Origin of the sequence: Paenibacillus sp. FSL W8-0426 (assembly GCF_037969725.1) — a bacterium.
Lineage (GTDB): Bacteria > Bacillota > Bacilli > Paenibacillales > Paenibacillaceae > Paenibacillus > Paenibacillus hubeiensis.
This window is the reverse complement of the sequence record NZ_CP150203.1, coordinates 4,677,478-4,700,741: the sequence shown is the minus strand read 5'-3', so window position 1 is coordinate 4,700,741 and position 23,264 is coordinate 4,677,478. Positions and strand designations below refer to the sequence as shown.

28 protein-coding genes are annotated in these 23,264 nt (G+C 46.5%); all 28 read left to right on the top strand.

Going from position 1 to position 23,264, the window contains the following annotated elements; all coding sequences use genetic code 11:
* The first annotated feature begins 108 nt into the window (after positions 1-108).
* The 28 genes from MKY59_RS21090 to MKY59_RS20955 all read left to right on the top strand — a co-directional run bounded on the left by MKY59_RS21090 (position 109) and on the right by MKY59_RS20955 (position 23,261).
* A complete protein-coding gene (locus tag MKY59_RS21090) occupies positions 109-762 on the top strand; it encodes a hypothetical protein (RefSeq protein WP_339273651.1) in 654 nt (217 codons plus the stop codon).
* The gene (locus MKY59_RS21085) at positions 759-3,536 is read left to right on the top strand and encodes a glycoside hydrolase family 9 protein (protein ID WP_339273649.1); all 2,778 of its coding nucleotides are present in this window, start codon (positions 759-761) and stop codon (positions 3,534-3,536) included. Before MKY59_RS21090 ends, MKY59_RS21085 begins: the two co-directional genes overlap by 4 nt.
* 794 nt (positions 3,537-4,330) lie before the next feature.
* Entirely contained in the window at positions 4,331-4,636 is a 306-nt protein-coding gene (locus tag MKY59_RS21080; protein ID WP_339273647.1) for a hypothetical protein, read from the top strand.
* Positions 4,614-5,000, top strand: coding sequence for a hypothetical protein (locus MKY59_RS21075; RefSeq protein ID WP_339273646.1), 387 nt, complete (start codon positions 4,614-4,616; stop codon positions 4,998-5,000). Before MKY59_RS21080 ends, MKY59_RS21075 begins: the two co-directional genes overlap by 23 nt.
* A 6-nt stretch (positions 5,001-5,006) precedes the next feature.
* The gene (locus MKY59_RS21070) at positions 5,007-5,321 is read left to right on the top strand and encodes an HNH endonuclease signature motif containing protein (RefSeq protein ID WP_339273644.1); all 315 of its coding nucleotides are present in this window, start codon (positions 5,007-5,009) and stop codon (positions 5,319-5,321) included.
* 203 nt (positions 5,322-5,524) lie between these two features.
* Positions 5,525-5,860 (top strand): phage terminase small subunit P27 family, encoded by a 336-nt coding sequence (locus tag MKY59_RS21065; protein ID WP_339273642.1) that lies wholly within the window; start codon positions 5,525-5,527, stop codon positions 5,858-5,860.
* Positions 5,838-7,610 (top strand): terminase large subunit, encoded by a 1,773-nt coding sequence (locus MKY59_RS21060; RefSeq protein WP_339278446.1) that lies wholly within the window; start codon positions 5,838-5,840, stop codon positions 7,608-7,610. The genes MKY59_RS21065 and MKY59_RS21060 overlap by 23 nt, the downstream gene beginning before the upstream one ends.
* A gap of 18 nt (positions 7,611-7,628) precedes the next feature.
* Positions 7,629-7,886, top strand: a complete 258-nt coding sequence (locus MKY59_RS21055; protein WP_339273640.1) for a Gp49 family protein — start codon at positions 7,629-7,631, stop codon at positions 7,884-7,886.
* Positions 7,887-7,918: 32 nt separating this feature from the next.
* Positions 7,919-9,160: a phage portal protein gene (locus tag MKY59_RS21050; RefSeq protein ID WP_339273639.1), complete on the top strand. Its 1,242-nt coding sequence runs from the start codon at positions 7,919-7,921 to the stop codon at positions 9,158-9,160.
* A complete protein-coding gene (locus MKY59_RS21045) occupies positions 9,157-9,933 on the top strand; it encodes a head maturation protease, ClpP-related (protein WP_339273638.1) in 777 nt (258 codons plus the stop codon). The genes MKY59_RS21050 and MKY59_RS21045 overlap by 4 nt, the downstream gene beginning before the upstream one ends.
* The gene (locus MKY59_RS21040) at positions 9,926-11,062 is read left to right on the top strand and encodes a phage major capsid protein (RefSeq protein ID WP_339273636.1); all 1,137 of its coding nucleotides are present in this window, start codon (positions 9,926-9,928) and stop codon (positions 11,060-11,062) included. Before MKY59_RS21045 ends, MKY59_RS21040 begins: the two co-directional genes overlap by 8 nt.
* A 53-nt stretch (positions 11,063-11,115) precedes the next feature.
* A complete protein-coding gene (locus MKY59_RS21035; RefSeq protein ID WP_339273634.1) occupies positions 11,116-11,343 on the top strand; it encodes a hypothetical protein in 228 nt (75 codons plus the stop codon).
* A gap of 21 nt (positions 11,344-11,364) precedes the next feature.
* The gene (locus MKY59_RS21030; protein ID WP_339273632.1) at positions 11,365-11,637 is read left to right on the top strand and encodes a head-tail connector protein; all 273 of its coding nucleotides are present in this window, start codon (positions 11,365-11,367) and stop codon (positions 11,635-11,637) included.
* The gene (locus MKY59_RS21025; RefSeq protein WP_339273630.1) at positions 11,634-11,888 is read left to right on the top strand and encodes a hypothetical protein; all 255 of its coding nucleotides are present in this window, start codon (positions 11,634-11,636) and stop codon (positions 11,886-11,888) included. The genes MKY59_RS21030 and MKY59_RS21025 overlap by 4 nt, the downstream gene beginning before the upstream one ends.
* On the top strand, positions 11,839-12,186 hold the full coding sequence (locus MKY59_RS21020; RefSeq protein ID WP_339273628.1) for a phage head closure protein: 348 nt from the start codon (positions 11,839-11,841) through the stop codon (positions 12,184-12,186). The genes MKY59_RS21025 and MKY59_RS21020 overlap by 50 nt, the downstream gene beginning before the upstream one ends.
* Before the next feature lie 33 nt (positions 12,187-12,219).
* Positions 12,220-12,597 carry a hypothetical protein gene (locus MKY59_RS21015; protein ID WP_339273626.1) on the top strand — a complete coding sequence of 126 codons (378 nt, stop codon included), beginning with the start codon at positions 12,220-12,222 and terminating at the stop codon, positions 12,595-12,597.
* A gap of 5 nt (positions 12,598-12,602) precedes the next feature.
* Complete coding sequence (locus MKY59_RS21010; RefSeq protein ID WP_339273624.1) at positions 12,603-13,184, top strand: major tail protein; 582 nt, start codon at positions 12,603-12,605, stop codon at positions 13,182-13,184.
* Between the two features lie 53 nt (positions 13,185-13,237).
* Positions 13,238-13,456 carry a hypothetical protein gene (locus tag MKY59_RS21005; RefSeq protein ID WP_339273622.1) on the top strand — a complete coding sequence of 73 codons (219 nt, stop codon included), beginning with the start codon at positions 13,238-13,240 and terminating at the stop codon, positions 13,454-13,456.
* Between the two features lie 35 nt (positions 13,457-13,491).
* The gene (locus MKY59_RS21000) at positions 13,492-13,842 is read left to right on the top strand and encodes an HK97-gp10 family putative phage morphogenesis protein (protein WP_339273620.1); all 351 of its coding nucleotides are present in this window, start codon (positions 13,492-13,494) and stop codon (positions 13,840-13,842) included.
* Positions 13,843-13,904: 62 nt separating this feature from the next.
* Complete coding sequence (locus tag MKY59_RS20995) at positions 13,905-14,216, top strand: hypothetical protein (protein ID WP_339273618.1); 312 nt, start codon at positions 13,905-13,907, stop codon at positions 14,214-14,216.
* A gap of 65 nt (positions 14,217-14,281) precedes the next feature.
* The gene (locus MKY59_RS20990) at positions 14,282-14,443 is read left to right on the top strand and encodes a hypothetical protein (RefSeq protein WP_339273616.1); all 162 of its coding nucleotides are present in this window, start codon (positions 14,282-14,284) and stop codon (positions 14,441-14,443) included.
* Positions 14,444-14,455: 12 nt separating this feature from the next.
* Positions 14,456-18,895: a phage tail tape measure protein gene (locus MKY59_RS20985; RefSeq protein ID WP_339273614.1), complete on the top strand. Its 4,440-nt coding sequence runs from the start codon at positions 14,456-14,458 to the stop codon at positions 18,893-18,895.
* Between the two features lie 10 nt (positions 18,896-18,905).
* Positions 18,906-19,763, top strand: a complete 858-nt coding sequence (locus MKY59_RS20980) for a distal tail protein Dit (protein ID WP_339273612.1) — start codon at positions 18,906-18,908, stop codon at positions 19,761-19,763.
* Between the two features lies 1 nt (position 19,764).
* Entirely contained in the window at positions 19,765-20,853 is a 1,089-nt protein-coding gene (locus tag MKY59_RS20975) for a siphovirus ReqiPepy6 Gp37-like family protein (RefSeq protein WP_339273610.1), read from the top strand.
* 1 nt (position 20,854) lies between these two features.
* Positions 20,855-22,402 (top strand): hypothetical protein, encoded by a 1,548-nt coding sequence (locus tag MKY59_RS20970; protein WP_339273609.1) that lies wholly within the window; start codon positions 20,855-20,857, stop codon positions 22,400-22,402.
* Positions 22,399-22,686: a hypothetical protein gene (locus MKY59_RS20965; protein ID WP_339273607.1), complete on the top strand. Its 288-nt coding sequence runs from the start codon at positions 22,399-22,401 to the stop codon at positions 22,684-22,686. Before MKY59_RS20970 ends, MKY59_RS20965 begins: the two co-directional genes overlap by 4 nt.
* On the top strand, positions 22,683-22,868 hold the full coding sequence (locus MKY59_RS20960; protein ID WP_339273606.1) for a hypothetical protein: 186 nt from the start codon (positions 22,683-22,685) through the stop codon (positions 22,866-22,868). Before MKY59_RS20965 ends, MKY59_RS20960 begins: the two co-directional genes overlap by 4 nt.
* A gap of 90 nt (positions 22,869-22,958) precedes the next feature.
* A complete protein-coding gene (locus tag MKY59_RS20955) occupies positions 22,959-23,261 on the top strand; it encodes a hemolysin XhlA family protein (RefSeq protein WP_339273604.1) in 303 nt (100 codons plus the stop codon).
* Positions 23,262-23,264: the final 3 nt, after the last annotated feature.

Sequence of the window (23,264 nt, the reverse complement as noted above, 5' to 3'; positions counted from 1 at the left end):
CGGCTTTTTCTTTTGATCAGCACAGGAAGGGAGTGATGCTTAATAAGATACACTAAATCGACACCAAGACGACACGAATGGAGATAAAAAAATTAAAGGAGTGAGAAAATGTTCATTCATTTGGCAGACGGATCAATTCTGGATGTGAGTACTTTATTGTCCACGAAATTAACCGCTTCGGATATAGCTATCCCCGTAGATATTCAAGGCGTGAATTTGGCTAATCCTGGTGAGAAGTTGAACGTATCTTTGGTTGACCAAGATGGAAAACCAGTAACTATTGGTGGAAGCAGCGACAATGGAACTGCTATGGAATTCATTAACACGGTAAACAAGGTTGCATTGAGGGATGCATTGGTTAAAACGGTCGACATGCCCGATCTATCCAAATACGTCAGATATGATTTGTATGTATTATCTACCTTGGATAAACCGGTTAGGATCGCTCCATGGCAAGGGACATCAATTGTTTTGGAGGACGGTACGATAGGTGTATGGGAATTGGCGAGCGATGCCACAAACAAATTAAATTACGCTTACGCTATCCCCGCGAAGGCTGCTAATGGTAACAACGTGTTCTGGCTTAGTGAACTCATGCCCAAATCTGTGGATGGCGGTACGATCCTACCGCAAAAGCCATCGGGAAAATTCAATAGAGTTAACGCGGCCGGAGCAGGTGGAATGAAAATAACGTACCAAACTGTTGGAGGCGCGCCAACTGCTGGAGATTTAACAATAAGAGTTATTGGATACTTCAAATGAGAATCACGCCCAAACGTACAATAAAACCAAAACGGAATATCGAGGCAGGAGAAGTCAAAGAATTTCGATACGCACCTTCTATAGACAACGCTGCAGCAACAGTGTCGGGATCTTGGACGTCGAATAGTTCAAAAAATGAGTTCCCTGGCTTCAAAGGTGGAGATTTTATATACACCTCGGCAGAGGTGAACGGGAGCAAAAAGGTGAGATGGTCTCCTAAACTCCTGAATGCCGGTTATTATTCCGTTTATGTCAACTTGCCGGATGGCCCAACCAACCGTGATTTTGAATGTCCTTACACAATCAAACATGCTGATGGTGTTTTTGTTGCGCTGATGGACCAACGCACAAGAAGTAGGGCGGCGTACCTTGGAACGTTCCGATTTGATACAACATCTGATCAGTATGTAGAGATCGACAACAAGCGTTCTTCGACCAGCATTGTAATCAATGCCGATGCCATGATGTTTGTCTTAGAGTTGGAAACCAAACAACCGGATCTTAAAATCAAGACAAGTGTTTTCAGCCCAACAACAAACCGTATAGACATCGAAGGGGACGCCAAGGGGTTGCCTTTGTATATTGATCGAATTGCGGATGGTAAATCGTACAAAGTTGAGATTATGCCGGGGACGAAAACATATTATGACTATTACGCTTATAAAGCGTCGAGCGCGCAAATCACATACCGTATAGGTGCGATCGGAAGGGCGGGGTTTGCCGCAGAGTCATCAATCACTCGATTGGATGCTGTGTCTGTATCGGCAGACATACATGTTACTGCTCTTGGCTACAAGCCAGATCAACTTAAAACGGTATTAATCAAAGCAGAGACTGGAGCCACTCGATTCAGCGTGCTGAATGCTCTGGATGGTAGCACGGTTCAACATATGCGGAACCTAGAAACGGTCAATGACCCTATGCTTACTACCGTCCTAAAGGGTGATTTGTCGGACATAAAAGCGCCGGGTAAATACCGAATCAAAACGGACAATGGTTTGTTCTCGACGGTGTTCCCTATCGGAAACGATATTTACGACGATTTCTTGGCAGCGTCCATAAGGAGTCTCAAAATTTCAAGGTGGCCCGCTGTTAAACTCGTAAAACGTGAAGACACGGGCCAAATGGTTGATATCGGCGGCGGCTGGGAAGACGCTCTGGATTACAAGCACTGGACCAGCTACAACGATACCATTCAGCCGTTTGCGCTTATGGAGATGATTGCCAATGCTCTTAACGTTCCTGGTGCAGAAGAGGAACTTCGTTACGGGCTTTCATACCTGCTCAAGATACAAGAGCGTAACCCAAACGGATCCGGCGTTATGAAATTCGGGCAGCTGGCGGCGGCATATTCCGATGTCGTGTCCAGTGATAGCACACCTTATATTTTGCGAGTGGAAAACATTGAACTTGAAGACTTAGGTGGATACAACAAGCGCTGTGAGCATGTCATAGCGCATTATTTGTATGCCTTGGTGTTATCAAAGGCAGCGGCGTACTTCTCCAAAGATAGGGAGTATTCAAACCAGTTAAAAACGCATGCAGTTGACGCTTTTGCATATATGGACAAATACGACGAAGTGCCACGGGTTAAATATGCAGAGTCTTTAACAGTTAAGGATTATTTCCGCGCCTTGCCTGTTATCAATTACGCATACAAAGCCCTAGCCGCATTTGAGTTGTACAAACTAACGGGGGATAGAACATACCAATACAAGTCAAAACAAGCCCTGTCGAAGGTTGTAGCGTCTCAGGTTAGGGATCACAAAAAGACGGCTGGTAAGTTTACGGGATTCTTCCTGCGGGATGTAGGAAATGCGGAGATTATGCGTAGTCGAATCCATGCAGGAATACCTCTTTACGCTTTGTCTTTGATCGCCAGGGAAATGACAGATGCGACAGAAGAAGAATGGTTTTCGTGGCACCAAGCGGCAAAAACATTCGTGGATGGATTTATCAAACGATTCGCTCCCAACACTGCCTACAACATTATCCCATATGGATTTGGGATAGGCAGCCGGAAGGTTAATGCTTCTGATACTTTGAACTACAGGTTTTTTCAAGGCACGGAATCCGATGGCGCATCATATTCGGACGGGAACACAAAGATGGTTGCTCTTTACGCCGCAGCATTGTACGAATACGCAATAACATTTGGTGATAAAGAGGCTGCTGAAATCGCAGATAGGCAGCTCGAATGGATCGGCGGTAAAAACGTGTTTGGCACCCCGAAAATTGTTGGTTTTGGTGACATTAAAATTGATTCCTCTAAACTCTTTACCCATGGTTATACAGCCAATAGTTATGAATTGGTTGGGGCGATGGTGAATGGTATAGATGGGAGCCTATCCACTGATGTACCAAGATGGACAAACACATGGCAGACCGGGGAAACATGGGGCGTTAACCGGGCATGGATGCAATTCGCAGTCGCTCAGTTGACAAAACTGGAGAACATGAGAAAGAAGAAAAAAGAAGATGTATTTATTGAGTCTGTGAAACTATCATCCGAAGTTATCGCATCCGGAGGATCGGCGACGGTGACAGTCAAGATTGTAAATACATCTGATTTGAACAAGAAGGTTGAGGTCAGGCTGTTAGGTGACAATGTGAGTATTAATGATTCCGAGCACGTCATAAGGCTGAAAGCTGGAAGTGTTACTGAGTTGGCATTGGAAGTCAAGGGTCTGGTTTCCGACAAGACTATGGTCATTGCTGCCATGCTCAACGGTAAACGTCTTTCAACTAAATCAGCTCTAGGTTTTGTGCAGTGAATACAGGGCAAATCTATGCCCCGAAAAGCCGCAGAGGTGACGGCGAAGTAGGGGGATTTGTGCATATAACAAAACCCGAGAGGAAGGTGCTCCTCTCGGGCAGTGTTTCACGCTTGTATACCTTAACATCCTTGCAGGTCAAGGTCTTGATTGTATTCAAGACACCAAGTATGGCTGCTTGGCCCCCGAGTATGGTTGCTCAGGGCGAGTCCACTGGAAGCACCTTCCCAGCTTCTATGGAGACGACCACGACTTAAGCAGCTGTGACCCTGCTCATATTAGATCCCCTTATAGCTCGTGGTAATACAGGGCAATAACGTAGTCCTATGTACCGTTTTACGCTCGTCAGCGGAGAGGTAGGCTAAACCTCTCGTGAATCTACGCCTGTTCATAGTCCGCCGTTATGCTTGTCTATATCCTAAAGAACAAGGGGAGAACAAAAATTGGCCCAAAATGCGACACTCCTTTCGACTCCCCTCTTTCGAGGGATATTGATATTATAATTCCAGATGCTGGGTTAGGCAATTATTTATTTTTTTCATAATATACATCGATATACATAAATCATGAATGCTAGTGGTGGAGAATCATACACCACTAAATAAACACCTAAAAATACGTTTGTGGTGGAGAGTTATACACCACTACTGGTGGACGATTCTCCACCTAAGAAAGAAAAAAGAAATAAAAGATATAAATAATAAAAGATATATACAATACAACTCCATTCATGCATGCATAACCACTCGTATAAAAGCGGGTGGTTTTTGATTCCACAAAAAGGAGATGAAAAGATGTCGATACCAGCATTGTGCAACGCAGGATGCCAACAACAATTCACGGTAACTGGATTTGAGATAGAACAAATGCATGACGGGATTGAGAAGACATACTTCGATTGTCCGCATTGCAAGCATAGGTACGTCGCTTACTACACTGACCCGGAGATCCGGAGACTTCAAGCAAACATCAGGAACCTGCAGGACAGCATCCAAGCATCTAAAGGTATGAAGCTGATAGAGAAGAATAAGCTGCTGATGAATGAGCTGCGAAAGAGAATGGAGGATGGTGATTGCAATGATCAGACAGGAGAAGCGTAAGCGCAGATGGTTGGACAAGAACGGGTTTACATTTGTGACGGCAGAAAATGAACACATCCTTGAAGGGTTAGGTATGCTTTATAAAAAGCCGTGGTTACTCAAAGAAAATCGTTTGCCTGTATATGCATTCAAAGAGATACAGTTGTACGATGTCTACGACAAAGCGTTCAGAAAATCAATCTTTGTTGTTAGCGAAACGAAGATGGAACGTGATCAATTGCATGAAATAAAGTTGGAATACATCCGGTGCACAACCGATCCGAACGAACGGAAGAGAGTACGCAAAGGCATCCTGAGATGGTGGAAGGACATCAAGGCTCAGTGGTTAGCGCTCTTCAAGCATGGGGTTAACCCTTGGTGGTGATTGATCATGAGGAATAAAAAAGTAAATCCTTTTTACAAATCAACTGCGTGGTTAAAATGCAGAGTCCTGGTCCTTGAGCGGGACCATTACCTTTGCCAGCCCTGCATGAGAGCAGAGAGAATAACCACGGCCAACACGGTCCATCACATCAAGCCGCTGGAGGACTTCCCAGAGCTCTCTCTCGCTCTTGAGAACCTGGAGAGCATCTGTCCTTCCTGTCACAACCAAGAACACCCGGAGAAGGGCAGGAGAAGGTCTGAGAAGCCAAAGAAAAGACGAGCGACGGTGTTAAAGAGTCCGGCGAACCCTATTGAATTTTGACACACCCTCTCAGACGAGCTAGAAGGGTGTTTTAAGGCGTTCTAATTTCAAAGCAACAAATGGATGGAGAAACAACAAAACAAGCCCCCCCGCCCCTGAAAATGCGTCAAGAGATGTCTAGGGACCGGTGAGCCACCTTCGCTCGTTGCGAGGAACGTTTTTTAGATTAAGGGGGGTACCCCGGCTGAAAGGAGTGAGTACATGTGGCAGTGCCTACAGCTCAAAAAATAAGAGATCATCTTGGGAGCAAATATCGTGAGTCGGACGAGGAACTAATTCAACTCTATGTTGAGACACATAAGTTCTATCGAAAATTGAAAAAGGAAGTCGATAAGAACCCATTGATGATTGAACATACGAATAAAGCTGGAGCGACTAATATCGTGAAAAACCCGCTTGCCATCGAGATTACCAAGACTGTTCAGACATTGAATAACTTGTTGAAATCGCTTGGGCTCACTCCTGCTCAGCGTAAAAAAGCAGCTTTATCAGGATCGGGTGATGGGTCAGATGACGATGACGATTTCGACGAATTCTAGCCCTTCTGAGCTCCAGAGATGGTATGAAAAATGGCGGACTCAACAAATCAAAAAACGTCACATACTCGATGACTTTTCACCAACATTGCTTACGACTTGGTATGCAAAACAGGTCGTAAAAGGTGAAATAATCGCCTGTAAAAAGGTCATTCAGGCCTGTTTTCGGCATTTAAACGACCTAAAAAGGCAAGGAACTGACGAATTCCCTTATATTTTCAACGAAGAAATGGGTCATCGCCCGATCAGCTTCATCGAGAAATATTGCAAGCCTTCGAAAGGTGATTACCAAAAACTCATTCTGCAACCATGGCAGCATTTCGCCATCGGTTCATTGTATGGGTGGGTTCATAAAGACACCGGCTTCCGACGCTTCCGTGAGGGGCTTATTTTTATTGGCAGGAAAAACGGTAAGACGACTAAAATATCAGGATTATCACTCTTTTCAGTGTCAAAGGACAATGAGGAAGGCGCTCGGGTTTATGTTTTGGCGAATACGAAACAGCAGGCGGGAGAGCTTTTCGATGAAAGCCGTGTGATGGTCAGGAAATCTCCATCCTTGCGGAAAAGATTTCGTGAAAATCAAAAAGGTATCTATTTTGGGAAGACATTCAGCCAAATTGAACCACGGGCTTCTGACAGTGAGAAGCTGGATGGATTGAATACACACTTGGGGATTTTCGATGAGATCCACGAGTTTAAAGATTTCAAATTGATTAACGTTATCAAGCGGTCTTGGTCAGCACGTAAGCAGCCGATGGTCATTTACATCACTACAGCAGGTTACCAATTGGACGGTCCGCTCATGGAGTATTACGAGATTGCTACGGACGTCCTTGAGGGTGAGACGGAGCAGGAACGGAAATTTTACTTTATGGCTGAACTCGACGATCCGAAAGAGATTGAGAACCCGGCCATGTGGATTAAGGCGAACCCGAATATCGGGGTCACGCTTAATCTGCCCGAGCTGGTACAAGATTTCAATACAGACCGTCATGTTCCGCAGGAATACAATGACTGGGTAACAAAGCAATTTAATCTATTCATGAACAGCAGCGAATTGTCATTTGTATCACCGGAAATTCTCAACAGGAATGACAAAGTAATGGACGAGGCAGAGCTGGCCGGGCGCAATTGTATCGGTGGATTTGACTTGTCAGACACGGAGGATCTTACAAGCGCATGCCTCGAATTTCCTATTACCGAGACTGGGGATGTCCTGGTATTGAGTCATTCATGGGTTTCAGAGGCAAAGGCTAAGCTCGACAATGAAAAGATACCTTATGAAGCTTGGGAGAAGCAGGGGTTGGTAACCATTGTTCCAGGTGAATACGTGAAGAAAGAATATGTATATGACTGGTTCGTGGAGCAATCCAACCGGTTCGGAATACAAAAAATAATGTATGACCCAGCCAAAGCGTTCCGGCTCGTGGAAGACCTGAAAGCATACGGTTTTGAGATGGAAGTAGTCCGGCAAGGACAATTAACGCTTGGCCCGGCTGTTGATGACGCGAAAGAGATGTTTATAGACGGAAAGGTTATTTTCAACAAAAACAGGATGTTCCGCTGGTACGTCAATAATGTAAAGCTGGGGAACGATCCCAAAAGGGACCGACTCCCTAAAAAGCAAAGCCGCTACCGTAAAATCGACGGTTTCGCGGCTTTTTTGAATGCCCATGTAGAGGTTATGAAGCAGATGGGGGTTCCACCAGGGGGCGGAGATATACAATTTATTTCGGTTAACGATCTATAACGAGAGAGGATGATCTCAATGGCAGGCAATACCGTAACCAAAGCGCAAGTCGATGAAATTATGAATAATTCCGAGTTTGAGGTTTTCCACAAGGTTTTTGGCAAGCAGTGTATCGTTGTGGCCAAGCTACCAAATGGGTTCACGGTTGTTGGTGAATCAGCTTGCGTAGATCCGAACAACTATGACGAGAAAAACGGAGCGAATATCGCAAAATCACGGATCGAAACCAAGATTTGGGAGCTGGAAGGCTACAAATTGCAAAACTCACTCTCTTAGTCGAAAAAACGCCATAGGAAGGGGGTGAGAATTTGAAATGGCATCAACGATTACGGGGTGCTGTGACCGGCGCGATTAAGGCTGCTGCAGCAGGATGGAAGGGTGCGGGTTTCAATTTTTCTTCATGGGCTGGTCGAACATTTTGGGGCATCGACAACAGCAAATTGGCGTCAAATGAAAACATCTTTAGCGTCATTACCCGACAAGCAAACATAATGTCCGCATTGCCGCTCAAGTTGTACAAGGAGTATGACGTCGTTACTGATCATGCATCTGCAGATTTGTTGATTAACAGCCCTAATCAAAACATGGGTGGCTTCGAGATGATCAACAAGTTGGAAGTGGATAGGAATGAGTTTGGCAATGGATACGCCATTATTGAGCGTGATATTCGGTATCAGCCTGTCTCGATAACGCCAATAGAATCAACGGCTGTTACACCAGTGATCAACTCTGATGATGGCAGTCTGTGGTATGAGATCCGGGGCGTAAAAGGGACCTACTATGTCCATAACATGGACATGATCCATGTCAAGCACATTACTGGTTCATCAAGGTGGAAAGGGATCAGTCCGTTGGATGTTCTCAAAAACACTATTTTGTATGATAAGGCGGTTCAAGAGTTCAGTTTGTCGGAGATGGAGAAAAAGGACAGCTTCATCCTGTCATACGGGGCAAATGTGGATGATGAGAAGCGAAAACGGATTGTCAGCGACTTTAAACGATTCTATAACGAAAACGGCGGTATCTTGTTTCAAGAGCCTGGCGTCACAATTGACGAAATCGACAAGAAATATTTTTCATCCGATACGTTGGCATCCGAGCGAATTACTCGCTCAAGGGTGGCCAACGTTTTTAATGTCCCCGTAACGTTTCTTAACGACAACGAGGGGCAGAGTTATGCATCAAATGAACAAATGATGATCCAATACGTGCAAATGAAATTGACGCCGGATGTGCGGCAGTACGAGCAAGAGTTCAACCGAAAACTGCTTCGTCCAGAGGAACGCAAGAAAGGAATGTACTTCAAGCTCAACATGGGCGGGTTGTTACGAGGGGACACGGCTTCCAGAACTGCATTTTACAATGTAATGCTTCGCAGTTCGGGGATGAAGCCGGATGAAGTGCGTAGGCTCGAAGATTTACCGCCAGAGGGTGGTATGGCAGACAAGCTATGGATTAGCGGTGATCTATATCCGGTTGATATGGACCCTACTCTCCGGCGGTCGTCCGGATCTGGAAGCACGACGAAAGGGGGTGAGAATGAACAATGAGCAAGCAACAGAAAAAGAAATATTGGGAATTCAAAGCGTCTGCTGTTGAGGGTGAAGGTGATCTGTACATTTATGGAGATATCGTCTCTTGGCAATGGGATGATGACGACACAAGCGCGAACAGTTTCAAACGTGATCTTGATGCCCTTGGTGACATAAGTCGTTTGAATCTATACGTCAATTCTCCTGGGGGTTCTGTTTTCGAAGGAGTAACCATCGGAAACATTATCAAACGCCATAAAGCCTATGTCATCGCAAATATTGATGGCCTAGCAGCTTCAATTGCCTCTGTCATCGTAATGGCCGCGGATGAAGTGCGAATGCCGCGTAACGCCATGATGATGATCCATAACCCTTGGACATTTACCTGGGGTAATGCAGCCGAACTCCGCAAAGCAGCGGATGACCTTGATCGAATTGGCGGATCGATGAAGGAAAGTTACTTGTCAAAGACGGGCGACAAGCTGACACCTGAAAAACTCGCTGAGTTACTTGATGCCGAAACCTGGCTGTCCGCGCAAGAGTGTCTGGACTACGGGCTGTGTGATGTTGTAGAAGAGGCAAATCAAGCCGCTGCCTGCGTCAGCCAAGAGTTGTTTGCCAAGTACCGAAACGTGCCGAAGGATATCGCTGCAAAGCTGAATAGTCCAGAAGCTCCACAGGCAAGCGGAAATGATGAGGAAACAGCGGCATACCTGCAACGAATCCGGGAAACATCCGGACTTGAAATACAAAACCTTAACTCATACCTGGGAGGTATTATTAATGGCTAAAACACTGTTTGATGTGAAAAATGATCTGGTAACAATTGGCGCATCGCTCGCCGCTACTAAGCAAGATATCCTTGCTAAAGCATCACAACCTGATGCGTCCATCGATGACATTAAGGCGCTTGAAACAAAGGCTGCCAATCTGCAAGCTCGTTTCGACATCCTGCAAAAAGAGCATGACCAAATGGAGGCTGATCAAAAGGCGGCTTTGGATCGGAACCGGGGTCCAGTCGACAATGCGGGTGACCCTAAAGCACAGGTGACGGCTGCCAAAGCTGCTTTGGTACGTGCCACAATCCGCGGCGAGCGTGTAACAGATGATGTGGTAGCTGCTTTGGGTGATGGTAACGGGACAGGTGGAGACAAGATCCTGCCGACTACAATGACAACCGAACTCCTTCATGAGCCTTTTGTCAGAAATCCGCTCCGTGACGTATCTACGTTCACCAGCGTGACTAACCTTGAGATTCCAAAAATCACGTTTGAATTAGACGATGATGATTTCATCGCAGATACGGAGACGGCTAATGAAATTGAATCTACTGGCGATGTGGTTTCGTTCGGTCGCCATAAATTCAAAGTCTTCGCTCCTATCTCTGAAACAATCTTGGCTGCGACTGATACAAACCTTGTCCAAACGGTTGATAACGCACTTGGTAGTGGTCTGGCTGCAAAAGAGAAAAAGGTATCCTTTGCAACTACCCCTAAAGCGGGAGAAGAGCATATGTCTTTCTACCGCACTGTTGATCCGATCAAAGTAGTTGACGGACCATCCAAGTACATTGCTATCAAGAAAGCAATTGCTGATCTGCACGAAGACTACCGGGAAAATGCCAAGATCGTTATGACTTACGCAGACTACCTGGACATCGTCGAATTGCTTTCCAACGGTACAACCAACCTTTATAACGCGCAGCCGGAGCAAATTCTGGGGAAACCGGTTGAATTCTGCGACTCTGCCGTTGATCCGGTTGTAGGCGACTTCCGTTACTCGCACTTCAACTATGACCCGCAAATTCTCTACGATCGGGACAAAAACGTCCGCACAGGCGTATGGGATTTCGTACTGACTGCATGGTTTGACCACCAAATCAAACTGAAATCTGCTTTCCGTATCGCAAAAAAGTTGTAACCCCTACCGCGACATTTTCGCCAACTGGTCGTGAGGGAGAGCACAACGGCGTAATGCACGTCGAATACGACCTGCTGGACAAGGATGGGGTGAAGGTTTCCCTCGCAGCGGATAACGTTGAGTACATCAAGCGTGACGGCGTTAACTTGGCACCAGACGATCAGGAAACACTCTGGTTCAACGTGACCAAGCCTGCTGGCTCTTATGTATTTGAGGTTAGAACCAAGGCAGGAGTGAAGTATGTAGCAATCTTGGATTGGGTACCGGACCCTATGCCGTAAGGTAGGAGAGGGGTATTTGTCATGCTCGAACTGTCTTTAGATGAATTGAAAAAATATTTGCGGATCGATGGGAGCGAGGATGATGATATCCTCGCTCTTTTAGTTGAAGCATCGAAGGAATTCATGGCGGGAGCAGGGGTGAAAGAAGCGAACACTGCTCTTTATAAACTTGCCGTCATGATGCATGTCGCTCTGAATTATGAAAATCGGAACCCGGCAATCAAGATCGAGTCCATCAACTACGCGTTACAGTCCATCATCTTGCAAATTAAGGATTGGGGTGAAGCCGAATGAAATATCCGGTAGAAATCACGTTCCGTGAAAAACCGAACTACAAGCGCTATGAAAAGGGCGGGTTTTATGAAACGGATGACCAGGAACGTGTCGGACACCTGCAACGAGAGGGGTATATCGGTGCGGCAATCGAAGAGAAGCCAAAAACCCGTGGCAGAACCTCAGGTAAGGGTAAATCTGACGATCCGGGCGGTGGTGTGAATGAATCCAGCAAAGCTGAACCGGAGGATACTCCTTCAAAGGAAGAGTGAGGCTGATGAGGACGATTCCGGATATCCTGTAAACCCCGGAAATGAGTGGGAGGATGTTATGACTCTCTACGCATCACGGGAGCCTTTACGAGGCCGTGAGTTCTTTGCAGCAGCTGCGGCTAATGCCGAGCTTACGTTGAGATACAAAATCCGATATCGCGATGGCATCACGCCAGACATGCGTTTTATTGATTTGAACAACGGGCGCACCTGCAACATCACAGCAGTCCTTGATGATCCTTTTGGAGACCGTACAGAAACCCATCTTATGGTCTTGGAGGACTTCACGAATGCTTAATGATGCTTGGTGTTGTGAAAGGGCGTGGTTGAAATGTTGATTGACCTTGAACCGGTTGTCGTATCTGCTCTTCGCGATGATCCGGAATTGATTGGGTTTCTCGGGCGTGATTCGAAGGGGAACACCAAGGTTTATCCCCTTGCTGCACCAGACATTTCACTGCCTAAAGTAACATTCTTCGAACTGACCAATTTCGATAATCAGTTTGCGGATGACAGGGCCCTGAGTAGTGCAATTCACTTCCAAGTCGACGTATGGCATAACAGCAATACGTCCAAAATCTCCAGCGCAGTCAATCGTGTCATGGAGTCTTTGGGCTTTGTTCGCAGTGGTACGAACAGCCTTTACGAACCTGAAACAAAGATTTATCACAAGGTTTTACGATACAAAAAAACACAGATAGGGAGCTGATTTATGTGCCAGTAACAGGGATTGCGGTTCCGGTGGGTCTGCAAGACATTTATTACGCGAAATTGATTAAAGATGATGCCACAGGCGTGGAGTACGGAGCACCGATTGCTCTTTTGCCTGCAATTACAGCAAATGTAACACCAAGCGTTGAATCGGCTACGCTTCATGGCAATGATGGTCCGATTGTAACGGCAAACGCGCTCAGTGAGATTGAGGTGGAAATCGGGGTTGCAAACCTTGATTTGGCGCAGCAAGCAGATTTGCTTGGCTCTACGATCACTGAGGATGGATTGCTTTGGGATAACTCAGATGACCAAGCTCCTGAGGTTGCCCTTGGTTTTCGTCGCAGCATGTCGGACGGTAGCTTTGTATACACTTGGCTGCTCAAAGGTAAATTTGCCTTGCCAGCGGAAGAAGCGACCACCAAACAGGGCGAAATTGAGTTCCAAACCCCGACTATTACCGGAACATTCCTTAAACGCGCCTATGATGGGGAATGGAGAGTGCGGGCAGACAGCAGAAACCCAGAAAGCGCAGCGAAAATTGCGACATGGTTCACGGCGGTGCCAGCGTCCCCAAAGGGGTAACTCCTTTGTCCGCAACACTTGTTCCAACAGGTCGAGAGGGGGACCACAATGGAGTGAACCATGTGGAATTCGAAATGTTGGACGGGCAAGGAGCGATCGTATCCCTCGCATTAGGGGATGTTGAGTATATTAAGCGCAACGGTACTCTTCTTGTCCCTGATGATCAAACTACACTTTGGTTCAATGCTACAAGCCCTGCAGGTAGCTATATTTTTGATGTAAAAACATCGGCCGGAAAGGTCTACAGAGCTGTATTGGATTGGACTCCATAATGGCTGGCAGGGTGGAATTGCAAGGTGTAAATCAGATGCTTGCTGCGATCCGGCAGAAACTCGGCGAAGGAGCACAGCAGCTTGAGAACAAGGCTTTGCGAGAAGGCGGTGAAATATTTGCTGCTGCTCAAAGAAACTCGGTTGCAGTCAGCCAAATTGACCATCTACACATTCGAGACGACATAAAAGTGAGCGGTGTTCGGTCAAACGATGGGGATAAGTTCGTCGCTATCGGTCCTGGTAAAAAGACAGGATGGAGGGCTCATTTTTTGGAGTTCGGCACATCAAAAATGCCTGCGAAACCGTTCATTTACCCGTCTTTTCACGAACAGAAAGCCAGGGTTGCGCAGTTTATGGCATCAGAATTACGAAAGGCGCTGGAGTAGAGAGTGGATTAATTTCACTCTCTTTTTTTGCGTGTTTAACACAAAAGGGAGGTTTTTGATTAATGGCAAATGTTCGAGTAGTTAAAATCCCGGTGGAGTTGGATAAACCCCGGAATATTGTTTTTGACCTCAACGCATTCATCGAGCTGGAGGAAATTTACGGCTCGAAAAAAGAAGCGTTGGAAGCCCTGCAAACAGGAGGTTTGAAACACATCAGAGCGTGGCTGTGGGCTGGTTTAGTGCATGAAGATCGTTCATTGACTGTTGAGCAGGTCGGGAGGATTTTTTCTGACACCGATCCAGAGGACATTATTGAAATTTCGGACAAAATCCTGCGCTCCGCCACGGGGAACCTGCCTGAATCAAAAAACTAACATCCCAATCCTCCGGCACGGCAGACGGGGAAGAAACCGGATGGGATTGGGACTGGATGTACTACATGGGAACAACCTTGCTCGGGATGAGCGAGGAAGAGTTCTGGCGCTGCACGGCGCGTAAGTTGTTTGCGTTGTGGGAAATACATGTGCGCGTCAACGGATTGGATCAACAAGAAGAAAAAAAACCGTCTGCCCCACCCGGATATATTGACCAATTTATTTAAAGAGGTGATGAAATGGCAGGGGAAATCGAAGTTGCTAACCTAGTCACCAAATTAACGTTAAGCGACTCGGGCGTAAGCCAGTCTATGGCGCAATTGAGTCGGCAGATGCGGGTGGTGCAGTCTGAATTCCAAGCAGCATCATCTAAAGCGCAGGCACTTGGGAACGCCGAGGAACAACTTAGGGCGAAATCTGCTAGCCTTAACCAACAAATGGAGATTCAGGCGCAACGGATAATCAAACTCAAACAGCAACATGAGGCAGCAGTGGCGGCTAAGGGCAGAGACGCTAAGGAAACGCAGAATCTTGAAACTAGATTAAATAGGGCAGTCGCTGAGTATAACCGAATGGATGCGGCTCTCAGAAGCACAGAATCCGAGATCGAGCGACAAACATCTGCATGGAACCGGATGTCTAATGCTTTAGGTGCAGCGGCAAGGAAGATGGAAAGTGCCGGACAGGCGATGAGAAATGCAGGGACAAGTTTATCAATGATGTTAACAGCCCCGCTTGCTACGGTGGCTGGCTTGGCAACCAAAGCGTCTATCGAATATGAATCAGCATTCGCGGGCGTGATAAAAACCGTAGATGCAACCGAAGAGGAATTGCAAGGCTTATCAGATGGTCTGCGCGAAATGGCAAGGCAAGGGCCATCAACAGCTTCGTCCCTAGCAGAAATAGCGGAAGCGGCTGGTCAGTTAGGTATCAAAAACGAAGCGATCCTTAGCTTTACAAGCACAATGTCGGACTTGGCTGTTGCAACAAATATGACGAGTGATCAAGCGGCGAAAGACCTTGCTCGATTGGCGAATATAACGCAGATGCCCCAGGAGAACTTTGATCGGCTCGGGGCAACGATTGTAGATCTGGGTAACAATCTGGCGACAACGGAAAGTGAAATTGTAGCCATGGCATTGCGTTTAGCGGGTGCTGGTAATCAGATTGGTCTAACCGAAGCACAAATACTTTCTTTTGCCGGGGCATTATCATCCGTTGGTATAGAGGCAGAGGCCGGAGGTTCGGCGTTCAGTAGAGTCATGATTGATATGGCTCAGGCTGTAGCCACAGGTGGAAAAGCGCTAAATAACTTCGCTTTGGTTGCAGGAGTAAGCGCAAAAGATTTCCAACAGCGATTTAAAGCTGATGCTGGAGGCGCACTGGTTGACTTCATTGATGGACTTGGCAGAATGTCTGCGGCTGGTGAAAATACATTTGCTGTATTGGATGCGCTGGGACTATCGGAAATTCGGGTACGTGATGCCTTGCTCCGTGCTTCAGGAGCGGGTGACTTGTTCCGGGATAGCATGGCACTTGGAACACAAGCATGGGAAGAAAACCTGGCTTTAACAAAAGAGGCATCTGCAAGGTACGCGACAACAGAATCCCAACTGCAAACAATGAAAAACCGGGTGATGGACGCAGCGATAACACTTGGAGATTCCTTGAAACCTGCTTTGATGGCTGCATTGGCGGCATTAGAGCCAGTTATTCAAGGATTGGTTCGCGGCGCCGAAACATTCGCGAGTTTTGATCAATCAACGCAAACGACAATAATCACGATCGCGGCTGTGGTTGCCGCTTTAGGTCCGGCACTGTTGATTTTCGGACAACTCACCATATCAATAGCTGCCCTTATTCCCGTTATACAGGCTTTGGGTACAGCGATGATTTTCTTAGCAACAACGCCACTAGGATTGGCAATAACAGCTGTAACCTCAGCAGCGGCAATCATGACAATGGGATTCATCAGCGCAAAGCAAGCAACGGAAGAGTTGACCGCAGCGCAACAAGCTTTACAAGAAGTACAACAAAATGGGATTGATCGGGCCGAGATAGCTTCAACCGAAGAAAAGATACAAAAGCTTAACGAGCTGACGGAATCTTATAAAAAACTCGTTGAAGTAGCATCTGAATCAACAGCGGCGCAGCGCGGGCAAACGATGAAAGCTTTGGTGCAAGCGGCAGATGAGTTGGGGGTATCGCTCAAAGACTTGCGTAGCAAAGCGCGTGAATTTGGCGTAGAACTGGAGTACGTTGACGACAAAGGAAAATTGAGCGCAAAGTCACTCAAGGACCTAAAAGCCGCTTCTGACACGTACACCACTGCTGTCAAAAACGCTCAAAAGGCTACAACGTCTGAAATAAACGAAATGGCACGAGCAGTAGCTGCAAGGAAACAGCAGATTACCAGCACTCAAAATTTGCTGCAAACCTACGCCAATGCGAAAAAAGGATCACAGGAATGGACTGCTGCTCAGAAAGCGTTGATTGACCAATTCCCGCAATTCGCAACCGCAACAGGGATTAACACGGAGGCGGTCAAGGGTCTCTTGCTTGTTAAACAACAAGAGATCGCAGCAGAATGGCAGAGCATCCAAGTCAAGGCACAGGAAGCGTTGCAGGAGAAGAAAACAGCCATCGCAAAACAAGAGGCTGCAATAAAAATTGCCGAAGGGATCCAAAAAATAACTGGAGCCAGCGGAATTGCAGAAACTGCGGTAAGAAAGATGAATGATGAACTTACTCGTTTGCGTGGTGAAGCCGCATCCCTGCAAGCGTTGCTTAACATGTCTCCTGATGACATTAAACTGCCAACTGTCCAGCCTGTGACTGTAGCGCCTAGTGCAGCAGACTTGGACTTGCCTACTCCGAAGACAAAAACCCCTAAGAAAAAGAAGGAAAAGAAGGAGAAGGAAAAGGCGTATGAAAACCCTGCGCTTGATGCTGCATACAAACAACTTGAGCATAAAAAGAAAATGGATCAACTCACGCTGGAAAGCGAACTTAAAATGCTTGAGGAAATCAAGGCAAAACACGTTAAGACAGCAGAAGAGCGTATGGAGATTGAGGAACGGATCTACGCGGTTCAAAAAGAACTCGGCGATAAGTCTTTGGAAAAAGCGCTAAAGGATTACGAAAGATCTAAATCTCTTGGTAAGCTCACGGAAAACGACGAAATAAACCGCCTAAAACGGATCAAGAAGCTGTATGCCGACTCTGCCGAAGAACGCGAACGCATTGATGACATGATATTCGAAGCTACTCAACGCAAAATTGAGGCGGAAAAAGAAAAACGCAAAGAAGCGACCGAATACACAAGCAAGATGCTGAAAGCCGCTTATGAGGATCGGCTTGCCCGAGAAGAGCTGACTGCCGAAGAACGATACAAGCTGGAGGATAGGCTGCTCAATGACCAAATCTGGCTCAATAAGAATTATCTCGAAAAAGTCCTAAAGGACGACCGTTACACATCAGCAGAGAAAAAGGAAATCGAGCGGGATGTTACCGAAGCAATCCGGGTACAGACCAACGAGCGTTTGAATTTGGCTCGTAGTTATGCCGAGGAAGAGAAAAAGATAATTGAACAGAACAAGAAAGAACAGGTTGAAAGCATCAATAATCTTTCCAAAGGGATTCAGGACGCGCTCAAGGCCAAGTATCAGGATGAAAAGAAAATCGCTGAGGATGCCTTGAAAGAATCTATAAGCGCTAATGAGGAATGGAAGAAGAGCCAGCTTGAGTCCATTAAGGCGGTGTATGATGCACGAGTAGAAGCCGCGCAAAAGGCGGCAGACGCCGAAATTGCTCGTCTGAATGAAGTGGTTAATGCACAGGTTGCAGCCTTACAAGCTCAGCTTGACGCATTGGATAAAGCTGAGAAACAGCGTAGCCGTGCTGAGTTGGATGCCGATGATCGAAAGAAAATCGACCGGCTCACTGGCATGATTGATTATGAGCATGACGCATTCAACCGGGAACAGCTTCAAAAAGAGTTGAACAAAGTCATTGCCGATCAGAATGAACGACACCGTCAAGAACAGTTGGCTGATACGAAAGAAGCTCTCCAAAACGAGCAAAAGACGTTGAAAGAGAAATTGGCAGCAGATACACAGGCCATCAAAGATAATCTAGCCGCTAAAAAAGAAATCATGCAGGCTGATTATGAGGCGGACGTTGCCCGGATAAATGCATTGTACGAAACCCAAAAAGCAACGCTTAATGCGCAGCTTGCAGAGACGCAAGCCACGTATAACAAAATGTTGGATGCCAAGGCGATTCAGGCGGAAGCGGAAAAGATGATTGTTCAGAATCAGCAAAAAGAAATCATTGAGCTGCTTGATGGCTTTGGAGAGGCGTACAATACAACAGGCCAGACACTTGGTGAAAAGATGTACCAAGGTTTCGCCGAAAAGGTAAACCAGATCCAAAGTTTGATTTCGGCTATCAATTCACAAATTGACGCCGCTCGAAGCGCCGCTGTTTCTGCAATGAATACTGTAAGTGCTGCTGCCGGTCCATCATCCGGAACAAATAGCGGCTCCGCTTCTTCAAGTGGGGCTGAAACAAGACGCGCCGTTTCTGTGGAAGTAGTGAATAACTTTAATACGAAAGTTACTTCACCAAGCGATATTGCGCGGGCCACGCAGCAAGCTGCTCAAAAATTGGCTTACTAGGAGGTGCTGAATGGAAAGGGTCACATTTACTAATGCTCGCGGTGAAAGCCTTGTGTTCGGCACCTCGAAGCCGTTCTATATGCAACGGATTAAAGGAACTGGTGGAGTGCCGGGAGATCTCCTTTCAACACAATCACCATATCAAGATGGCTCGTCATTTGTGGAAATGCGTCTGGCAGACAGGCCTATTGTGATTGAGGGAGGGATCATTGCCAATAACCGACAACAAATGTATCAATATCGTAGGGATTTCATGAGGATTCTGAATCCGAAATTGGGATTGGGGAAGCTGGTATACACAAATTCAGCACGGAGTTACGCAATCCAAGCAGTTGTCGAAAACACTCCCGAATTCGATGATCGGATCGTAAACAACCAGCCGTTCACAATCAATTTCATTTGTCCGGACCCGTACTTTACAGACGAGGCCCAGATATCAAAAGGATTGCGGTTTGAGTCAGGCGGTCTTACGTTTCCGTTACGGTTGCCGACTCAATTTGCATACAGTGCCTATCGCGGTTTGTTTCAAAATGACGGTGATGTGGAAACACCTGTCGAGATCCATTACAAAGGGCCTGCACTGAATCCAGTGGTCATAAACGAGACAACTGGGGAGTTTATTCAGGTCAATTATGATCTGGGTGAGGACGACGTCCTGGTCATCAATACGGCCTTCGGACAAAAGAGGGTTGAAGTGGTCAACATAGATGGGAGCAGAACGAACGTATTCCACTGGATTGATCTGGGTAGTACCTTCTTTCAGCTCCAGCCAGGCCGTAATATGTTACGGTATGATAGCGATCGCGAAGGTGATCGATCTGTAGCAACAGTCACGGTTTACTGGTACAACCGATACGGGGGTGGTTGATGTGAAGATACCTTCTGTCCGTGTGATTGACCGCAATTTTAATCTGCTTGGGGAAATAGACGATTACGAGAGCTTACAATTTACCCGAAGGTTCTACCGAGCAGGTGAATTTGAATTGCATATCGCTCTCCATAAGCAGCACGCAGATAAGCTACAGAAAGAGAACATTATCATCATTGATAACAAGGGGCACAAGTCCGGTATCATCCAGTACCGCGAGATAGGCCAGGACGATAAAGGTATAGAAACCTTGATTGTTAAAGGTCCGTCTCTAGGTGGCGTGCTTGATCGTCGTATCACTGTCACAGATAATTTCGATCGGGTTCGTGGACCGGCTGAAACTGTAATGAAGCACTACATTGATAACCATTTGATTAACGGGGACTTTCCAGACAGGAGGGTGCCCTTTTTTGCTAACGCAGTTGACCAAGGCCGGGGGAATGTGACTCCATGGCAAAGCCGATTTGAACCTTTGAATACAGTCATTCAAGAGATAGCCGAATGGTGTGACATCGGTTGGTTTGTATCCTTGGATTACTCGTCCCGGAAATGGGTGTTCGAAGTGTTAGAAGGGCGAAACCTAACCGCAGGCCAGTCAGCCAGGCCACCTGTTATTTTCTCACATGATTTCGACAATATTGAATCTCAATCATTCATCGATTCGGATCAGCAGTACAAGAACATCGGGTACGCAGGTGGTAAAGGTGAGTACGAGGAACGATTAATTCAGATGGTGGGCTCTGGTACTGGACTGGATAGACGCGAAGTGTTTCTGGACTGCTCCAGCGCTGAGGATGCTGCCGAATTGGTGGAAATGGGCAATCAGAAGCTTGCTGAACAAAAGCGGCTGCTCACTTTTGACGGAAAGATATTGGATACCCGGAGCTTTATCTTCGAGAAAGATTGGGACCTGGGGGACATCGTAACAGTTCAAAACAAAAAGTGGGGACTCACACTGGACAGTCGCATCACTGAGGTCAAAGAGATATATGAACCAGTATCCAAGATTGAAATCTCGCTTGGGGATGAAATACCGACAATAACCCAATTCGTCAAGCAGCTTAAAACAGATGTAAAAAGGAGTGGATGAGATGCCTCAGAAATCAGGATTTTTTGATACAACCGCAGACGACCCACGGGACTACCCTGCTCGGGAGTTTGCGGAATACTTTTCCCGTTTCGTGGGTAACGGTGTTTTCAGCGGGGGCACTAAGTTAAAGGTGAGTGCAACCGGTACGACCGCAAGCGTAAAAATCGAGACTGGTTTCGGCTGGATTAACGGTTACTTGTATAGTGTCTATGATGAACCTCTGACGCTGCCTGTACAGCCTGCCACGAACGCAGATCGGATTGACAGGGTTATCCTTCGACTGGACACTAGCGCGCCTGTAAGGGCCATCAGAGCGCTTGTTCTACAAGGAAACCCTTCTGCTTCTCCTGTTGTTCCTGCTATTACACGTTCTGGAGACATTTATGATCTCAGTCTGGCTCAGATACTTGTCAAAGCTAATACATCGGTTGTGCTCCCAGAGAACATTACTGATGAGCGTCTGAACAGTGCTGTTTGCGGTATTGTAACTGGTTTGATTCAGCAGGCAGATACTACTTCAATCTTCAATCAGTTTCAAGCTTGGCTCAACACGAAAACAGCAGAATACCGCCAGCAGTGGGAGGATTTCTTAAAGTCAGTGCAAGATGAGGGGTTTGCTACACCACAATATGTGGATAATCGGGTTTTGACAGGGGGATACGGGACTACCAGCAATAGTGCTAATGCCTACTCAGTTGTGCCTGTTCCGGCGCCGACCTCCCTTGTTGCTGGTCTACGGGTGACCGTCCAAATTAATGCTACTAATACAGGAGCCGCTTCCTTGAATGTGAACGGACTCGGCCCAAAAAGTATTTTGAAATCTAACGGTACCGCAGTGACACCAGGGTTTCTAAAGGCCAACTCTGTATACACGTTGGTTTATAACGGAACGGTTTTTATTTTACAGGGTGAAGGGGGGGAGTATGGAACAGCTGGGGCTTCCGACGTATTGGCGCCCAAAACAATAGGAACTGAATCAGGGGTTGTAGAGGGAACGATGGTCAACCGAAGCGCTCAAAATGCCCACCAACCAGCGATTAATTTGACTGTTTGGCCCGGTGATCGTACATTTTTAATGCCGCCTGACGGGTACTATAATGGGCAAACCTGGGTATATGCACTTACGCCCGATCTGCAACCAGCAAATATACGAAATGGTAAGAATATTCTTGGGGTTACTGGAAATATGGTTATGGAATTCTCTCCAGGAGATTTCCCTATTTACCAAAAAAGCGCATTTACAGCCTATAGTAACTCCACAATGCGTATGACGGGCGGGATTACACCATCCATTGGTGGTACTTTCCGAGTGCAGTTCCTTCTCAGTAAAACAGGAGGGGTAGACTCTTCCGTTTATGCACAGATATATGTTAACGGTGTCCCCCGCGGAATCCTGAGGGATGTTCCTGGAACCTATGTTGAGGATATTACCATAAACGCGAATGATGAAATACAGTTTTGGGTTCGATCTGGTAACAGTGAGTGTTATTCATGGGTACGCAACGTTTATTTAAACATTCTGTACACACAGAAGGAGAGACAGACATGAGAACTAAATACCAGTACAAATCCGCTGATGATCGAGAAAGGATCATAGCCGAAAACAATAGCTTGATCCTGATCGAAGAACACAATATCACTGAGGGTAATTTTCTTATTTTCTCGGATGAACCTTTACCTGAACCTGTTGTTTATGTCACGGTGCCACAGGAAGAATTTGAATCTTTGAAGCAAGAAAGCACACTCCTGAAAGCTCAAAGCAAAGCGCTGGCTGACCGAGCTGACTTCACAGATGACGTTATCGCCGAAATAGCCCTGGAGATATACAAATGATCCAGCGCGTCCTTTTCTGGTTATTGCTGCGCCTGGAAGGAGGTGAGACCATGGTGGCTATGTTCTTTGCACAACGTATCATTTTGGGAAAAACTGAATACAAAGTGGTTCCCGAATCTTTGCGTGAGCAAGTCGATGAAATTCTGATTGATAGCGGCGTTGAATTCATGATCGAGAAGTAACAAGCGTACCAAATTGGTGCGCTATTTTTATGCCCTCTGGAGTGGTCAGGGGGCTTTTCATTTTGAAAAAAGAGACGGGGGATTGAGTGGATGGATAACACAAATATAAGCGAGGTGAATGCTGTTGTGGAAGAGACTACAAAGGCGCTTATGGGCATTCAGATCCAACTGGCAAGGATGGAAAAGACGCTCGAAGGTGTGCCAGTTATGGCCGCCACCTTAGAAACAACTCGTGATTTAGCGAAAGAGGCAATGCAATCTACAAAGTCTGCGCATCACAGGCTGGACAAGATTGAAAGCAATCAGACTTGGCTGTGGAGGACAATTGGTGCCGTGTTGATTGGGATTGCGATCAGTGCAATTGTATTAGTTCTGAAAACGGGAGGCGTTTAACTC

What these genes read in the sequence shown, in the direction of transcription:
- MKY59_RS21020 (WP_339273628.1), top strand. Translation starts at nt 11,839, where the DNA reads ATGAATCCAGCAAAGCTGAACCGGAGGATACTCCTTCAAAGGAAGAGT.
- MKY59_RS20970 (WP_339273609.1), top strand. Translation starts at nt 20,855, where the DNA reads ATGCCTCAGAAATCAGGATTTTTTGATACAACCGCAGACGACCCACGG.
- MKY59_RS20995 (WP_339273618.1), top strand. Translation starts at nt 13,905, where the DNA reads ATGGCAAATGTTCGAGTAGTTAAAATCCCGGTGGAGTTGGATAAACCC.
- MKY59_RS20985 (WP_339273614.1), top strand. Translation starts at nt 14,456, where the DNA reads ATGGCAGGGGAAATCGAAGTTGCTAACCTAGTCACCAAATTAACGTTA.
- MKY59_RS21060 (WP_339278446.1), top strand. Translation starts at nt 5,838, where the DNA reads ATGACGATTTCGACGAATTCTAGCCCTTCTGAGCTCCAGAGATGGTAT.
- MKY59_RS21030 (WP_339273632.1), top strand. Translation starts at nt 11,365, where the DNA reads ATGCTCGAACTGTCTTTAGATGAATTGAAAAAATATTTGCGGATCGAT.
- MKY59_RS21035 (WP_339273634.1), top strand. Translation starts at nt 11,116, where the DNA reads ATGCACGTCGAATACGACCTGCTGGACAAGGATGGGGTGAAGGTTTCC.
- MKY59_RS20965 (WP_339273607.1), top strand. Translation starts at nt 22,399, where the DNA reads ATGAGAACTAAATACCAGTACAAATCCGCTGATGATCGAGAAAGGATC.
- MKY59_RS21040 (WP_339273636.1), top strand. Translation starts at nt 9,926, where the DNA reads ATGGCTAAAACACTGTTTGATGTGAAAAATGATCTGGTAACAATTGGC.
- MKY59_RS21045 (WP_339273638.1), top strand. Translation starts at nt 9,157, where the DNA reads ATGAGCAAGCAACAGAAAAAGAAATATTGGGAATTCAAAGCGTCTGCT.
- MKY59_RS21080 (WP_339273647.1), top strand. Translation starts at nt 4,331, where the DNA reads ATGTCGATACCAGCATTGTGCAACGCAGGATGCCAACAACAATTCACG.
- MKY59_RS21070 (WP_339273644.1), top strand. Translation starts at nt 5,007, where the DNA reads ATGAGGAATAAAAAAGTAAATCCTTTTTACAAATCAACTGCGTGGTTA.
- MKY59_RS21015 (WP_339273626.1), top strand. Translation starts at nt 12,220, where the DNA reads ATGTTGATTGACCTTGAACCGGTTGTCGTATCTGCTCTTCGCGATGAT.
- MKY59_RS21075 (WP_339273646.1), top strand. Translation starts at nt 4,614, where the DNA reads ATGATCAGACAGGAGAAGCGTAAGCGCAGATGGTTGGACAAGAACGGG.
- MKY59_RS20960 (WP_339273606.1), top strand. Translation starts at nt 22,683, where the DNA reads ATGATCCAGCGCGTCCTTTTCTGGTTATTGCTGCGCCTGGAAGGAGGT.
- MKY59_RS20990 (WP_339273616.1), top strand. Translation starts at nt 14,282, where the DNA reads ATGGGAACAACCTTGCTCGGGATGAGCGAGGAAGAGTTCTGGCGCTGC.
- MKY59_RS20980 (WP_339273612.1), top strand. Translation starts at nt 18,906, where the DNA reads ATGGAAAGGGTCACATTTACTAATGCTCGCGGTGAAAGCCTTGTGTTC.
- MKY59_RS21085 (WP_339273649.1), top strand. Translation starts at nt 759, where the DNA reads ATGAGAATCACGCCCAAACGTACAATAAAACCAAAACGGAATATCGAG.
- MKY59_RS21000 (WP_339273620.1), top strand. Translation starts at nt 13,492, where the DNA reads ATGCTTGCTGCGATCCGGCAGAAACTCGGCGAAGGAGCACAGCAGCTT.
- MKY59_RS21055 (WP_339273640.1), top strand. Translation starts at nt 7,629, where the DNA reads ATGGCAGGCAATACCGTAACCAAAGCGCAAGTCGATGAAATTATGAAT.
- MKY59_RS21090 (WP_339273651.1), top strand. Translation starts at nt 109, where the DNA reads ATGTTCATTCATTTGGCAGACGGATCAATTCTGGATGTGAGTACTTTA.
- MKY59_RS20955 (WP_339273604.1), top strand. Translation starts at nt 22,959, where the DNA reads ATGGATAACACAAATATAAGCGAGGTGAATGCTGTTGTGGAAGAGACT.
- MKY59_RS21025 (WP_339273630.1), top strand. Translation starts at nt 11,634, where the DNA reads ATGAAATATCCGGTAGAAATCACGTTCCGTGAAAAACCGAACTACAAG.